Raw genomic sequence first — 14,158 nt, forward strand, 5'->3', positions numbered from 1 at the left:
TATTAAAGTATCTTGGCTAAATGCGTACTCTGATCTGCTTATTATTCATGGTGCCTGGCATCGCTATGGCCCAAAACCCGCTACAAAATATCATTTCTTCTAACCCTTTTTTGAAGGAACTATCTAAAGACCGGTCCAAACATCAGATCCAGATCGTCTATACACGTATCGATAGAGATAAAAACAATCAACCAACTTTTAGAAGCTTTGAATGGGGCCTTCAGGAAACTGAATATTATTATCCGGCAAGCACGGTGAAAATGCCCGCTGCTTTCCTGGCATTAGAAAAGCTCAATCAACTAAACATTCTGGGACTGGATGCACAATCGCCTTTGAAAGTTGGCGCTGCGCGTGAGCCACAAGTTCCAGTAACCGGAGACAGTACTTCCAGTGACGGAGCTGCTACTATCGCTCATTACATCAAAAAGATTTTTCTGGTGAGTGACAATGATGCATACAATCGCTTGTACGAATTCATTGGTCAGGAGCAGTTCACAAGTCGATTACATGAAAAAGGCTACAAGGATACGCGCATCCTCCACCGACTGGGTCCGGAAGGTTTTCCTTTCAGCTTTGATGACAATCAATATACGAATCCTATCTCCTTTTATAAGGGCGATGAATTGATCTACCATCAGGGTGAAGTCCTCAGCCAGATTGCAGCAGCCAACAAAGTGGTTACCAAGAACGAACAATTGGGTGTGGCTCACATCAATAAAGCAGGGGAGCTGGTCAATGCGCCATTTGATTTTTCGGTGAAAAATTTCTTTTCCTTGCGAGACATGCATGATGTCCTGAAAGCTGTCATGTTTCCGGAACAAACACCAGCTCACCGCCGGTTTGATCTCAATGATGAAGATTATCAATTCCTCTACAAATGGATGTCCACCTTTCCGGCAGAAAGCGGTATAGAGGCCTACAAAGAGAAAGAAGATAATTATGTGAAATTCTTCATTTACGGCGATCAGGAACAAGGAGACCTCCCACCTGCCATCAAAATCTTCAACAAAGTAGGTTGGGCTTACGGTTTTTTAACGGATGTATCCTATATCATCGATAGGGAAAGTAAGATTGAATTTTTCCTTGCTGCCACGATCAAAGTAAATGAAAACGACACCTACAATGATGGGGTATACGAATACGAAACCATCGGGATGCCTTTCTTTGGCCATCTGGGACGCGCGATCTATCAATATGAAACGACGCGAAAAAGAAGTTACCCCTCCGACTTTAGCCGATTGGGGTATTGATTTTATGAGTTGTTCAATATTTGATCAACCAAAGTGATGGACCAATGACGCAACTTTTGATTTTTAGATAACCTACTTTTATTCATTTACCTTGAGATGGTTTTGAGTCTTCAAAGCATCCCCGAATCTTAATTTCTCCATCTTCCATAATTATTTTTTAATGTCTGGTAGGGTAATTCTTATTGCTACTGTAACACTTAATGAAGCCCATAGGTCCAATGAAGCGACTTATATTTGACGCTGGAAAATTAACCCATGGGCATCGCCGGATTTACAAAGGAAAATTTAAAGCAAGCGTACGAGGAACATTTCACCTCAATTCGCAATTTCCTTTATTATAAATGCGGTGACATAGAGTTGGCGGAAGACCTGGTACAGGAGGTGTTCATCAAGCTCTGGGAAAAACGTAGTGATATTCGGTCAGAGACAGTAAAAAGTTTGCTATTTACCATGGCCAACAACTTGTTGATCAACCATTTCAATCACCTGAAGGTGGTTAGAAATCACGAGGGAGAACAAATTCGGGAAGATCGCAAGGAGATGAATACACCACAGTTCCAGATGGAGGAACAAGAATTTGGTGAAAAATTAAATCGGATTCTAGCCAAACTACCAGAAGGAAGCCGAGAGGTCTTTTTGATGAATCGCATCGAAAAGATCAAATATGATGAAATTGCCATAAGGCTGGGCATAAGTGTAAAAGCAGTAGAAAAACGAATGAGCAAAGCACTTAGTATATTGAGAGAAGAAATTGGAAGAAAAATCTAATGGCTGATATAGACAAATATCATCAGTATTTCAATGGTGATTCTTCACCGGAGGACTTGGAGCCGGAGGTACTAGCCTTTTTGGAAAAGGCCTCTGAGCTTCAGGTTCCTGAAAGCCGAAGGACCAAAGATGATATTTGGAATGCTATTGACGAAGCGACCGATACCACCGAAGAAGAAAAAAAGACGATTAAACTCTGGCCCCTGTTGAGTGGGTTGGCAGCTGCAGTCGTACTCTTTTTCATTGGTCTGAATGTGTTTAAAAGCGGGGACCCTGAAGTCATCAGCACTCCAGTAGAAATTGCGACTACCATCGGAGAATTTGAAGAGGTGACCTTGCCAGATGGATCGCAAGTCAGCCTCAATGCCAATTCCACGCTTTCTTATGGGAGCGAATGGAATCGTACCCTAACACTGGAAGGTGAAGCCTTTTTCGAAGTTACGAAAGGCAGCGAATTCACTGTCAACACGGCGGGTGGTACTGTCGAAGTACTGGGAACCTCTTTTAATGTTTTCGCACGTGACAAAGACCTGGTCGTAGCATGTAAAACTGGCAAGGTAAAAGTGGAAGTAGCTGAAAAATCTTTTGAACAGGTGATTACTCCCGGAGAAACCATCGAAAGCCATAAAGACACCATCAGAAAGACTAAGATCGAGCCACTCATGATTGGCAAGTGGCAAACAGGAGAGTTTTACTTCGAAGACAGACCCGTTATGGAAGTGCTCGATGAAATACAGCGACAGTATAAGGTAACAATCAAAACGGATAGCCTGGAAGGCAAATTGTTCAGCGGATATTTTATAAGTTCCGATGGACTGGACATGGCCTTATCCATGGTTTGCGAACCGCTCAATCTTTCTTATAACATCATTGACGGAAAAGATGTAGTGGTTACTTCCAACTAACCATTCGCCTGAATGAGATACTTGCTACTCGCCATAGCGTTTACTTTTTCGCTGGCCTTACACGCACAGGATACGTATGAAGTTTCCTTTGTGGATGTAAGTCTCGAGGAAGCTGTCAAAGAAGTAGCCAAAAAGTATCAACTCAAATTCTCATTCGACCCGAAACTACTACGGCAATACCGGATCACAAAAACGATCCATACCAATAAAGAAAAGCGATTGCTGGATGAGTTGCTCGACGGTGTACCATTACACTATAAAAAGGCCAAAAACTTCATCTTATTGATCCCTGATTCTACCCCTCCTCCTGAAAAGATTGTCGGAAAAGTGTTTGACAGTGGCACCGGACAGGTGTTATCCTATGCCCAGGTAACCACCATAGACAATGCTAATATTAATGACGGTACAGGAGCGTTTAGCCTAAAAGTCCCCAGGGATTCGATGCAGATCACAGTCACGCACCTCGGATACAAGCCGAATACTTTCTGGATTAAGCCGGATGTGCAAGACATTAATATCGAACTGACGCCTGACATTCGGGTACTTCCTGAATTCATCTTCACTGATTACTCGAAAGATAAAACCCGCGGTAAATTCAGTAGCTTCTTTTCCATCAACCCAAAGCAAGTACAATACCTTCCTACTGTCGGTGAGCCGGATATTTTCCGGTCGATACAGCTCCTGCCAGGCATTTCTGCGAGTGATGATTCCAACGCGGGGCTGGTGGTTCGTGGCAGCGATCCCGCCCAGAATCATGTGATCCTGGATGGTTTTACCCTGTACCACCTGAACCACCTTTTTGGGCTCTATTCTACCTTTAACCCCTATGTGATCAATCAAATAGATCTCTACAAAAGTGGATTCACAGCAAGGTATGGCGGCCGGATCTCTTCCGTAGTGGATGCAACTGGAAAACGAGGCAACAAAGACGGGCTCAAAGCAGGAATGGGCATTAGTCTTACAAGCTTCAATACCTATTTCGAATCCCCGATCAACAAGAAAGTCAGCGTCATTTTTGGATTGCGTCAATCCTACCAAAATTTCGTAAAGAATAATATTTACGACCGATTTCTGAAGGAAAACAGAGTGGACCTTACCCAAGGCAGTTCGCTCAGAGAAGGATTTGAATCCGATCCGGACTTCCATTTTTTCGATATGAATACCAAGATCTCGGCAAACCTTGGTAAAAACTCAAATCTAGATTTGAACTTCTATTTCAGTGATGATGAATTCGAAGGGGAAATTGACGTAGGAGGAGAATTTTTAGGAGGAGAAGAGTTTTTCATTTTAAATGATATCGCAAACTGGTCCAACCTGGGTTTTAGCTTGTATTGGGACAAAGACTGGGGGCAGGTCTCCTCTACCATCGGCACCAGCTTTTCTAACTTCGAAAGCAACTCCGCTTTTATTGAATCTTATCAGTTCATAGGAGACTTTTTTGAGGATAGCATTTTGTTCCTACCACAGGTAGATACCATCAGTGGGTTCGATGAAGAAAGACAGGTCAATAACATTGAAGAATTTTCAGTTAATTGGAAAAATGAAATTGAACTCAATGAGAACAATACACTCTTCATTGGAACGGACTTTTCCTCCTATTATGTTGAATCCGTCTATAATATTGGGTTTGATGATGAAGTGATCTATATAGAAGACTCGGCACAAGAATCCTCGCAATTCTCAACCTACGCAGAATACGAAACCAATTTTAACCGCTTTTACGTCAATCTGGGTCTGCGCTATAATCACTTTGAAATTACTGACAGAAATGACTGGGAACCACGCCTCAATGCAAAGTACTACTTCACCGATAATCTCTCGCTGAATTTTAGTTGGTCCCGACACCATCAATACATCACTCGAATTGCGGACAATCCTTTCGCGAATAGCGATACCCAAAAATGGGTGATGGCGGATGATGAGACTTTCCCGACCATGCAAAGTACCCATTGGGTAGCAGGGTTGAAATACAATCAAGGCAAATGGTCGGCGGATCTGGAGTTCTACCACAGGGAGACTAAAAATATTTTCATTCCGGAAATCTTTTTTTTCACCAATTCCGAAGTGGCCGTTAAAGAGGTTGACCCGCAATTTGAATTCCCTTTTGACACCATCGATTTTTTCTTTCCTGCTCCTACAGACTATACGGTAGATGGCTTTACCAGGGGAATGGACTTTTTCCTGAAATACAAAACGGACCGTTTCACTTCCTGGCTGAGTTACAGCTTGTCTGAGAGCAAAAACCGTAGCCCGATCGTGAACGAAGGCCGGGATTTCAACAATTCCTTTGATCAGCGTCATGAATTCAATCAGGTGAACTTATTTAAAGCCGGAAAATGGCATTTCTCCTCGCAATTCATCTATGGCTCGGGTAGGCCTTATACGGCTCCCAAATCCCTTGATATAGACGAATTTTTCGGAATTATCTATGACATTGATCAGATCAATACCAAACGTCTTCCTTCGTATCATCGACTAGACTTATCAGCGAATTACCAGTTTGAATTCAAAAAGTTTGGGCTAGAAGCGGGCATTACGCTTTTCAATGTTTACGATCGCAAAAACATTCGATCTCGACGTTACCTTCCTACCACCGATTATGATTTCGATCGATTGGAAATCACCACGATCGATTTCAGGTTGCTGGGGTTCACTCCTAACCTCACACTGAACTTCTCTTTCTAGCATTTTCTCAGTTTAAAAATAGATTTTTTTCATTTTTTTTTAGATTTAAATAACTGATTATCAGATATTTAAAAAATCAATACTTATTATATCACAATTATTTCTTAGAAAATTCAGATTCAGGGGGTAGGGTATTTTAGGGTCTTCAGGTATATCATTCAAACCTTAAAAAATTAGGATACTATGAAATTTAAGCACTTGAATGTACTGGTCGTCTTGCTCCTCGCCGTGACGATCTGGTCTTGCGAAACAAACGACATTGATGGCGTAAACGTAGGTGAAGATCCTACGGTAAACCCTAGCGATATTACGAACGGGTCCGGCTTATTCAGCAACAACAGCGTAAGAGAAAGAGTCAGAGGAATTTCCGGATTCAGCGGACCTGGAGGATTCATCTACAGTAGAATCGGTTCAAGAAACGGAAGAACTGAAGGTGGCGTTTACAACCAGATCAGAGGAAGCCAAAACAGTAAAAATACTGCCGGCAGAACTGCAAATGACGATTGCTTTACTGAAACGTTCAACGAAACAGATAACAGCTACGAGTTCATCCTTGATTTCGGTGACGGTTGTGAAGTGGATGGTGAATTCATGAAGGGTAAACTCGTAGAGAGAGGTACTTTCACTGACAATTCATTCAGCTCCGAAGTTGAGTACACAGGCTTTGGTGGAACAGACTGGGAAGTGACCGGTACTGAGACTTACAATGGTACATGGAGTGAAGATGAAGCTGACAGTGCGGTATGGGAATCTGCCTACACATTTGCTTCTGATCTCATAGAGACAATCACCGAAGCTGAAGGCACATTGGAAGTGACTTACCAGGCCAATGGCTCTGAGCGCATGGATGAAAACAGTTTCGTAGTAGAAGCTTCAAATGAGGTTGTATCGGTAAGCACAGGTGAGTCATACGAGTCAACAGTTGAAACACCATTGGTAATGGACTTCACTTGCGACTGGGAAGCTGCTTACATCTTCGTGAGTGGTCTTGAGACCGGCAGCTACAGCTACGTGGACGAAGCAGGCGAAACAATCACTGGTACTTACTCAGTAGACTATGGTGATGGTACTTGCGATAACCTGATCACAATCACTGAAGATGGAGAAAGCGAGGTAATAGATCTAAGCGATGTATGGGATGAGTGCGATGATCACGATGACGAATGGGAAGATGAGTGGGAAGACGATGAGTGGGAAGAGTACTACGCAGATACTGTAGTAGCCACCTATGAAATAGCTACAGCTCTCGAACTGTCTGAAGATGGAAGCCATTTCACTGCAGGTCAACTCGATGTGACGGCCACTTACGATGATGAAACAGAAACCGGATCAATAGTATTCAAGGTTGAAGATGGTGTACCAGTAGCCGTACTGACCGATGTAGATGGTGATTGGGCAGTAACCTATGAAATTAAATTGGCGCTGACTACTGAAGAGGGTTGTGATTACTTCACTTCCGGATCACTTTTCATCGAAGACGAGGGCGAGCAAATTAGCCTGGACTTCAATCCATTCGGCGAAAGCTGCAGCAATGAAGTGCTATTATCGTCTATCTACAATGATGACGAAGAAGAAAATACAGGAGACTAATAATAATTGGTGAGTTGGTTGGTGAAAGGCTTGCTCCCTCTCGGGGTGCAGGCTTTTCCTTGTTTCCAACCACTTTCAAGCGCTTAAATTCAAAAACATAGTGGTTAGTTGGGTTGTCTGAATGTCGGGCAGCCCTTTTTTTATGACCTCTAATCGAAGAAATCACAACAAAGCGGGAATTTATAGCGTTCTTTGAAACAGCAAATCATGAATACCTTGAAGACTCGACTGCCCCTCATTGGACTGATGATTTTGATCAGCTTTGGTATCCTGGCCAATGGCAATGACACCACTGCATTCAGGCCCTTCACTGAGAAAGAAGAACTGAACTTTAAATTGAGCTATGGCTGGTTCAAAATCGGAAAAGGTTTGGTACGACTTTCTGACGATGCTACTGAACACTATTCGGTCTATGCAGAAGGACAAACGGTGGGATTACTCGGCATCTTTGCCAACCTGGATGACAAGTTCTACGCTAATGTGGATACTACTACCTTAAAGCCACTATCGTCCGTAAGGGACATCAAAGACGGCAGGTATTGGCGACATCAGGAAAATAAATTCAAACATGAGGACGCTCAGGTACATGTCGATATCATCGACTATAAGGATACTTCAAAAAATGTCAATAGAGACATAGAAATCCCGGAGCCAACTTTCGACATTCTAAGCTCCTACCTTTATCTACGAAGTGTCGACTGGTCACAAAGAAATGTGCAGGACTCGGTGATGGTCAACACCTTCTATGGCAAGAAAATCTACAATTTCGGAGTAGAGTATGCAGGTCAGGAACGCATCAAATTCCGAGGAAAGAAGATCACGACTTACAAATTGTACATCCTTTTCCCTAACAGTACGGTTTTCCCTGAAGATAAGCCTGTGACTGTTTGGATAACGGCCGATGAAAATCAATTACCACTAAAAATCTCAGCCAAGTTTGGCATTGGTAGGGCTACGGCCGAATTGGTGGGGTACAAGAATTTGAAGGTACCAAGGGAATATTTTTAAATCGTCAGCTCGTGGGTTTTGTCCACTTTCACGCCTTCGGTGCAATCCATCTCGTATTTACTGTCCTGTGACCAGTAGTCGAAGATCTCGCCTGCACTGTACAGATCGTAGTTTACTTTCCACTCATTATTCAGACAGCTAGATCCCGGATGATCTAATAATTTGATGTTAATGGTATTGATTCCCCTTCTTAAGTTAGGTCGGAGATTGACCACCACTTTGTCCATGTCTGCTTTCAACAATTCATCCGTCGACCAGACTAACTGATCATTCACAAAAACCTGAGCTTCATTATCAATTTCATGGAATACAATTCCATATTGCGGGGCTTCATAAGATTCACCCTTATCAGCAGGTTTTTCAAACTTGGGAAACCTGCAGGCGATCATCACCAAACAAAAGAACAAGAAAACGCAGGCGGATCTAAAGATATTATGCATGTCTAATTAACGTTTCAAGCTTCGGCGGATTGCCAGGATCAGGCAACCATTTTCCGAACTTCAGCACAAAAGTAAAAGGCCTTGCCGTAAGCCAAGGCGAATTCCACCATATTTGCAGCCAAGTAGATATTAAAGCACTTGATCAAAGACTTTTTTGCTTCGCTTCCTACCCCGGTCAAACGATTTTGGATGATCGGTCTTGTGCTAAGGTTAGTAGCACTATTTTTCGTGATCACCGCACCTGATTATGTGGGGTATCGCCTCCCGATTGCAGAATGTATCACATCTGGCAAATGGCTGTACTGTGAATGTGCCTATAACCACACGCCGCTCTATCCTTACCTGAGTGCGTTGATGAATTGGTTTTCCGGAGGACATCCACTTTTACAAGGCTTTTTGATCACCTTACCTCTAGGGCTCGGTGATGCGCTTGTTCCCCTGGTAATTTTTGCCCTGTTCAGAAAAATAGGAAAGGAAAGCATCGCGGCTACAGCTGCTATGATCTATGCGTTGAATCCCATTGCTCTGATTGAAGTTGGTATTGCACATTGGGATGGATTCACCACGTTTTTCTTGCTCCTTTCCCTGTTTTACATGCATGAAGACAAACTCTTCAAATCAGGATTGGCTGCAGGGTTTGGTGTACTCCTCAAACAATTCCCTCTGGCCATTGTCCTGTTCTCTTTTGTCAGGAACTGGAATTTCAAAAAAGCATTTATCCTCGGTGTGATCACCATTGGAGTGGTCGTACTTGGGTTTTTACCCTTTATTCTGAAGTGTCCGGAAACCTTCGTTCAAAATTTATTGGGACACCCACTTTGGAAAGGGGCTGCGAGCACCAAAGTAGGTATTGGGACAGTAAAAGATCTTTTTGAACATTTATCCATTCCAGGGGCTAAAATGGTCTGGCTCGGCTTGTTCGTTCTGATAATCGGTTTACCCGCTCTCAAAGTGAATGAACATAATTACATCTACTATGTAGGCCTGGTCATGGTCACATTGGCGTGGTTCACCTTTGTCACCCATCGACAGCTATTGGTTTGGTCCATGCCATTTGTCATCATGCTCACGCTGGAGCGCAAACAATACATCCCCTTCGTATTGATGTTCATCGGGTATGCAATTCGCATCATCAAACCACATTGGGCATTTGGCCTGATCCATCTGGGAGTAGGCGTCTATTATTATGTTGCATTCCTGCAAACACTTTTAGCAAAACCTCAAAATACGGTCACTGCAAATGAGTAAAATCACATTCGCATTGGGATTAGGCACTTTCCAGCGGCCCAAAATGCTGGAGAATACGGTCATTTCATTGACTAAGATTGACTTGCCGGAAAATGCGGAAGCCACACTCCTGCTCTCCGACAATGATTCAGAGGAAAGCGCACGGGCTGTCTTCGAAAAGTACCAGGATCAGTTTCCATTCCAGGCCAGGTACCTCGTCGTTGCAGAACGGGGCATCATCCATATGCGCAATCGGGTTTTGGAAGAAGCCATCGCCATGAAAGTTGATTACATCACTTTTGTGGATGATGACGAAACCGTCAATACGAACTGGCTGACGGGCATGTATGAAACACTACTGAAGTACGAGGCAGATGCGGTGGACGGGGCTGTTGAGCGAGTATTACCTCCCGAAACACCTAAATGGATCGTGAAAGGCAGGTTCCTGGACTGGCATAGCTTTCCTACCGGATCGATCAGGCAATCTGGCAGTACAAGCAACGTGATCTTCAAGAGAAAATTGGTTGACGAATGGGGATTACGATTTCATCCGGCACTGAACTTTGCAGGGGCTTCGGATACTTTTCTATTTCGTCAGGCCGCGTTGAAAGGAGCAAAAATTGTCTGGCTCGATGATCGCCTGGTCAAAGAGTACTTCCCTCCTTCTCGCGTGACCCGAGAATGGATCTTGAAACGAGCTTATCGAAGAACCAACTCTAAATTCATACGGAAGCGATTGGAATACGGCTATGCACGAGCAGCTGCCACGCAATTTTTCAATGGGGTTTTCCAATTGGTTGTGGGCGGACTTTTATCGATCATCACCCTACCTCTGGGTCCAATGCTACGTTTGCATGCGCAACGAATCTGGATGAAGGGGTTAGGCACTTTTAACGGAATATTTGGTGGCGTTTATGAAGAATACAGAAGAACACACGGAAATTGAACCAGACTATTGTCGCATTTGCCAAAATGCGGAAAACAATACCACGCACATCGCTCGCGAAATGATGTACGGGCTACGGGAAGAATTTGAGTACTTCCAGTGCGGGGAATGTGGCTGTCTCCAGATCGCTGAATTTCCCGAAGAGATGGACGCTTACTATCCACAAAATTATTATTCATTCCAGCCTAAAAAAATGGGGGCCTTTGAAGCTTTTGCAAAAAAAGAAATCTCCCTCAACACGCTCAAGACGACTAATCCACTTGGCAAGCTGTTGCGAAAAGCATTCCCAGGTCACTTATTGTGGCTCAATGAACACTGCAATGTGAATTTCGATTCTAACATTCTGGATGTCGGATGTGGTCAGGGTAATCTCCTCATGGAAATGCATCGATACGGTTTCAAGAACCTTACTGGAGTGGATCCCTTTATCGAAAAGGACATCAATTATTCCAATGGCGTAACCGTACTGAAGAAAGAAATCCAGGAAGTAAAAGACACCTACGACCTGATCATGTTGCACCATTCATTGGAGCACATGCCCAATCAGGATGCAGTGTTTGGAAAACTGCGAGAATTGCTCAATCCGGAGGGCAGAATTGTGATCCGTGTTCCTGTTTCCGATAGTGCTGCCTGGGAAAACTACGGCATCAACTGGGTGGAATTGGACCCTCCGCGTCATTTCTTCCTCCACACCAAGGAGAGTATGGACCTCATGGCTGGCCGACATGGCATGAAGGTGTATCATCGTTTGTATGATTCCAGTGCTTTCGAAATAATCGGTAGTGAAAAGTGGAAAAGGGATATTCCCTCCAATGATCCTACTCCTGAAGACCTGCAAAAAGAAAAAACCCGTTACCAAAAAGAAGTGGAGCAGCTGAATAAAGAGGAACGCGGTTGTCGGGCTTGCTTTTATTTGGGAAGGTAGTACAATATTAATAAGGTCTTTTCTTCGCGGAACTTTCCTTAATTTCGCGGCAAACTTTTGAATGATAATGGAATATTCTTTGGTAACAGGTGGTGCTGGATTTGTCGGAGCACATGTAGTTCGGGACTTATTAGCCGCTGGCCACAATGTGATTGTATTGGACGACCTTTCAGGAGGTTTTGAGGAGAATATTCCAGAGGAAGCCAAATTCATCAAAGGTTCTATCACAGATCATGAGTTATTGGAGCAACTTTTCAATGATCACAAGATCAAATACGTCTATCACCTCGCTGCGTATGCCGCAGAAGGTTTGAGTCACTTCATCAAGCGATTCAATTACAACAACAACCTCATCGGTAGTGTCAACCTGATCAATGAGTCGATCAAGCACAAGGTATCGTGTTTCGTTTTTACTTCTTCCATCGCTGTATACGGCGCGCTGGAGCCTCCAATGACAGAAGCCATGACGCCAGTACCGGAAGATCCCTATGGTATCGCTAAACTGGCCGTAGAGCAGGAATTACGCGTTTCTCACGAAATGTTTGGATTGGATTACGTCGTATTCCGTCCTCACAACGTTTATGGTGAATATCAAAACCTTGGTGATCGCTATAGAAACGTAGTAGGTATCTTTATGAACCAACTCATGCAAGACAAGCCTTTGACCATCTTCGGTGATGGTTCACAAACCCGGGCATTTACTTACGTTGGAGACATTTCTCCTGTAATTGCCAATTGCGTGAATGATCCCAAGGCTTACGGGCAAGTATTCAATGTTGGAGCAGACAAGAACTATTCGGTAAAAGACCTGGCGACTGAAGTAATGACGGCCATGGAAATCGACGGAGAACTCCGATTTACTGAAGCCCGAAACGAAGTATTACACGCTTATTCTGATCACGCTAAGACGAAAGAATATTTTGGTGAGTATGCCAAAACCAGTCTGGCTGAAGGTTTGAAAAAGATGGCTGATTGGGCAAAAACCGTAGGCATCAACAAGAGTAACAAATTCGAAAACATTGAGATTTTAGAGAAGTTACCTCCGATTTGGTTGGAGGATTGATCCTTCGACAGGCTATCTATGACAGATTGAAGATTTTTCAATGAATTCGGTATAAAGCGCGGAAAAGAGATACCCTGCGTGGGCCGCCGGATATTTTTCGGTTTCCTTCGGATCTTAAACCGAAAAATTCCGGCATGACCGGGTCCGAAGACAAGCTTACTTTAGTAATGTCATTTCTGTTTTGTGTTTATAGGAAACCGAAAATTACCCCCTCAGGTTGACATCCACTGCCACCATAGAGCATCGTCCAACATTAACCTAAAAATGAAATAATCTTCTTTGTCACGCTGAGGTACTCGAAGTGTGACTTATTTTGAAGACTCCCATTGCTCGATATTCTTAACAAAGGTTTTACCAATGTGCAATGGATCATAGCCATTGACAATGAGGTCATAGGCGTTCTTGCCAATGCTCGCTCTTTTCTCCTGATCTGCCTTCATGGACAGGATGGCTTCTGCCATTTTTTCAGGAGAGGCCTCTGTTAATTGAATGTCTTTACCGTTGGTAAAGACTTCTTTGATCGCAGGAGTATCCTTTGTGATAATGCACTTACCTAGTGCGGCATATTCATAGACCTTGTTAGGAATCACCAGGTCCGTTTTGATCGAATCAGCAAAGATTCCGAGGCACACATCAAAAGCATTGATGATTGGATTGATGTCATCGTAATTCACCCAACCCCGGAATTGCATGTTTTCTAACTGATAACCATCTGCCAGTTTTCTGATCTTTTTATACTGCGACCCTGCCCCAACGATATCAAAATTGATATCTGCTTCATTTTTCAAGACACGTGCCGTCTCGACAATTTTATCTAACCCTTGAAGAGGAATGAACCCACCGTGAAAGCCTACGGTAAACTTCTCATTGGCTTCTCCAGGCGCGGGTTTAAAAATGGAAGTATCAACCCCGATGGGTAACACAAAGATGTTAGCTGGATCAAGGTTATACTTATTGACAATCCAGTCAATGTCTCCCTGGGTATCCATCATGATCACGTCACAATTCCTAAAGGCAATCCAGTCACGGTAATACTTTTCAGGAGCAGTCCACCATTTACCATGATCAATGGTCCGGGTCAGGTATTTAGAGATCAAAGGGTCGAATACGATCGGAGTTGAAGTCATCTTCCTTACCGGACGTACATCGCTGTGTCGCATGGAACCAATATAGATGTAATCAGCTTCCTCGGCGTGCTTTTGAAACTCCTCCTTTGAAAACCCCTCTTTGTTCAAAGGATATTGAATGACTTCTACCTTTGGATTTTCCGACAACCCATTGAGTAATATGCGTGTCTTGTTATAATTGAAGTCATCGTTACCGGTAAAAAGAATCTTCATATCATCAATGA

At 43.4% G+C, this 14,158-nt stretch carries 12 protein-coding genes; 10 read left to right on the forward strand and 2 right to left on the reverse strand.

Annotation, left to right across the window (positions count from 1 at the left end):
- The first annotated feature begins 20 nt into the window (after positions 1–20).
- The 6 genes from R8G66_12625 (at position 21) to R8G66_12650 (ending at position 8,206) form a co-directional block, all read left to right on the forward strand.
- A complete protein-coding gene (locus tag R8G66_12625) occupies positions 21–1,250 on the forward strand; it encodes a serine hydrolase (protein MDW3193209.1) in 1,230 nt (409 codons plus the stop codon).
- 255 nt (positions 1,251–1,505) lie between these two features.
- Positions 1,506–2,018 carry an RNA polymerase sigma-70 factor gene (locus R8G66_12630; protein MDW3193210.1) on the forward strand — a complete coding sequence of 171 codons (513 nt, stop codon included), beginning with the start codon at positions 1,506–1,508 and terminating at the stop codon, positions 2,016–2,018.
- Positions 2,018–2,923, forward strand: coding sequence for a FecR domain-containing protein (locus R8G66_12635; GenBank protein MDW3193211.1), 906 nt, complete (start codon positions 2,018–2,020; stop codon positions 2,921–2,923). Before R8G66_12630 ends, R8G66_12635 begins: the two co-directional genes overlap by 1 nt.
- A gap of 12 nt (positions 2,924–2,935) precedes the next feature.
- On the forward strand, positions 2,936–5,608 hold the full coding sequence (locus R8G66_12640; GenBank protein ID MDW3193212.1) for a TonB-dependent receptor: 2,673 nt from the start codon (positions 2,936–2,938) through the stop codon (positions 5,606–5,608).
- Positions 5,609–5,791: 183 nt separating this feature from the next.
- Positions 5,792–7,198 (forward strand): hypothetical protein, encoded by a 1,407-nt coding sequence (locus R8G66_12645; GenBank protein MDW3193213.1) that lies wholly within the window; start codon positions 5,792–5,794, stop codon positions 7,196–7,198.
- Positions 7,199–7,405: 207 nt separating this feature from the next.
- A complete protein-coding gene (locus R8G66_12650) occupies positions 7,406–8,206 on the forward strand; it encodes a DUF3108 domain-containing protein (protein ID MDW3193214.1) in 801 nt (266 codons plus the stop codon).
- On the opposite strand, the gene R8G66_12655 is transcribed toward R8G66_12650, so the two are convergent.
- A complete protein-coding gene (locus R8G66_12655; protein ID MDW3193215.1) occupies positions 8,203–8,646 on the reverse strand; it encodes a hypothetical protein in 444 nt (147 codons plus the stop codon). The two genes, R8G66_12650 and R8G66_12655, sit on opposite strands and share 4 nt — an antisense overlap.
- A 189-nt stretch (positions 8,647–8,835) precedes the next feature.
- On the opposite strand from R8G66_12655, the gene R8G66_12660 reads away from it, so the two are divergent.
- From R8G66_12660 to R8G66_12675, 4 genes are all read left to right on the forward strand, one after another.
- Positions 8,836–9,894, forward strand: coding sequence for a glycosyltransferase 87 family protein (locus tag R8G66_12660; GenBank protein MDW3193216.1), 1,059 nt, complete (start codon positions 8,836–8,838; stop codon positions 9,892–9,894).
- A complete protein-coding gene (locus R8G66_12665; GenBank protein MDW3193217.1) occupies positions 9,887–10,819 on the forward strand; it encodes a glycosyltransferase in 933 nt (310 codons plus the stop codon). Before R8G66_12660 ends, R8G66_12665 begins: the two co-directional genes overlap by 8 nt.
- Positions 10,788–11,744 carry a class I SAM-dependent methyltransferase gene (locus tag R8G66_12670; GenBank protein MDW3193218.1) on the forward strand — a complete coding sequence of 319 codons (957 nt, stop codon included), beginning with the start codon at positions 10,788–10,790 and terminating at the stop codon, positions 11,742–11,744. Before R8G66_12665 ends, R8G66_12670 begins: the two co-directional genes overlap by 32 nt.
- A 67-nt stretch (positions 11,745–11,811) precedes the next feature.
- The gene (locus tag R8G66_12675; protein MDW3193219.1) at positions 11,812–12,807 is read left to right on the forward strand and encodes an NAD-dependent epimerase/dehydratase family protein; all 996 of its coding nucleotides are present in this window, start codon (positions 11,812–11,814) and stop codon (positions 12,805–12,807) included.
- Between the two features lie 308 nt (positions 12,808–13,115).
- Here the strand turns inward: R8G66_12675 and R8G66_12680 are convergent, their stop codons facing one another.
- Positions 13,116–14,147, reverse strand: coding sequence for a glycosyltransferase (locus R8G66_12680; GenBank protein MDW3193220.1), 1,032 nt, complete (start codon positions 14,145–14,147; stop codon positions 13,116–13,118).
- Between the last annotated feature and the right edge of the window lie 11 nt (positions 14,148–14,158).

Source organism: Cytophagales bacterium, from assembly GCA_033344775.1.
Classification (GTDB): Bacteria; Bacteroidota; Bacteroidia; order Cytophagales; family Cyclobacteriaceae; genus JAWPMT01.

What these genes read in the sequence shown, in the direction of transcription:
- R8G66_12655 (MDW3193215.1), bottom strand. Translation starts at nt 8,646, where the DNA reads ATGCATAATATCTTTAGATCCGCCTGCGTTTTCTTGTTCTTTTGTTTG.
- R8G66_12640 (MDW3193212.1), top strand. Translation starts at nt 2,936, where the DNA reads ATGAGATACTTGCTACTCGCCATAGCGTTTACTTTTTCGCTGGCCTTA.
- R8G66_12625 (MDW3193209.1), top strand. Translation starts at nt 21, where the DNA reads ATGCGTACTCTGATCTGCTTATTATTCATGGTGCCTGGCATCGCTATG.
- R8G66_12630 (MDW3193210.1), top strand. Translation starts at nt 1,506, where the DNA reads ATGGGCATCGCCGGATTTACAAAGGAAAATTTAAAGCAAGCGTACGAG.
- R8G66_12650 (MDW3193214.1), top strand. Translation starts at nt 7,406, where the DNA reads ATGAATACCTTGAAGACTCGACTGCCCCTCATTGGACTGATGATTTTG.
- R8G66_12670 (MDW3193218.1), top strand. Translation starts at nt 10,788, where the DNA reads ATGAAGAATACAGAAGAACACACGGAAATTGAACCAGACTATTGTCGC.
- R8G66_12660 (MDW3193216.1), top strand. Translation starts at nt 8,836, where the DNA reads ATGATCGGTCTTGTGCTAAGGTTAGTAGCACTATTTTTCGTGATCACC.
- R8G66_12675 (MDW3193219.1), top strand. Translation starts at nt 11,812, where the DNA reads ATGGAATATTCTTTGGTAACAGGTGGTGCTGGATTTGTCGGAGCACAT.
- R8G66_12665 (MDW3193217.1), top strand. Translation starts at nt 9,887, where the DNA reads ATGAGTAAAATCACATTCGCATTGGGATTAGGCACTTTCCAGCGGCCC.
- R8G66_12680 (MDW3193220.1), bottom strand. Translation starts at nt 14,147, where the DNA reads ATGAAGATTCTTTTTACCGGTAACGATGACTTCAATTATAACAAGACA.
- R8G66_12635 (MDW3193211.1), top strand. Translation starts at nt 2,018, where the DNA reads ATGGCTGATATAGACAAATATCATCAGTATTTCAATGGTGATTCTTCA.
- R8G66_12645 (MDW3193213.1), top strand. Translation starts at nt 5,792, where the DNA reads ATGAAATTTAAGCACTTGAATGTACTGGTCGTCTTGCTCCTCGCCGTG.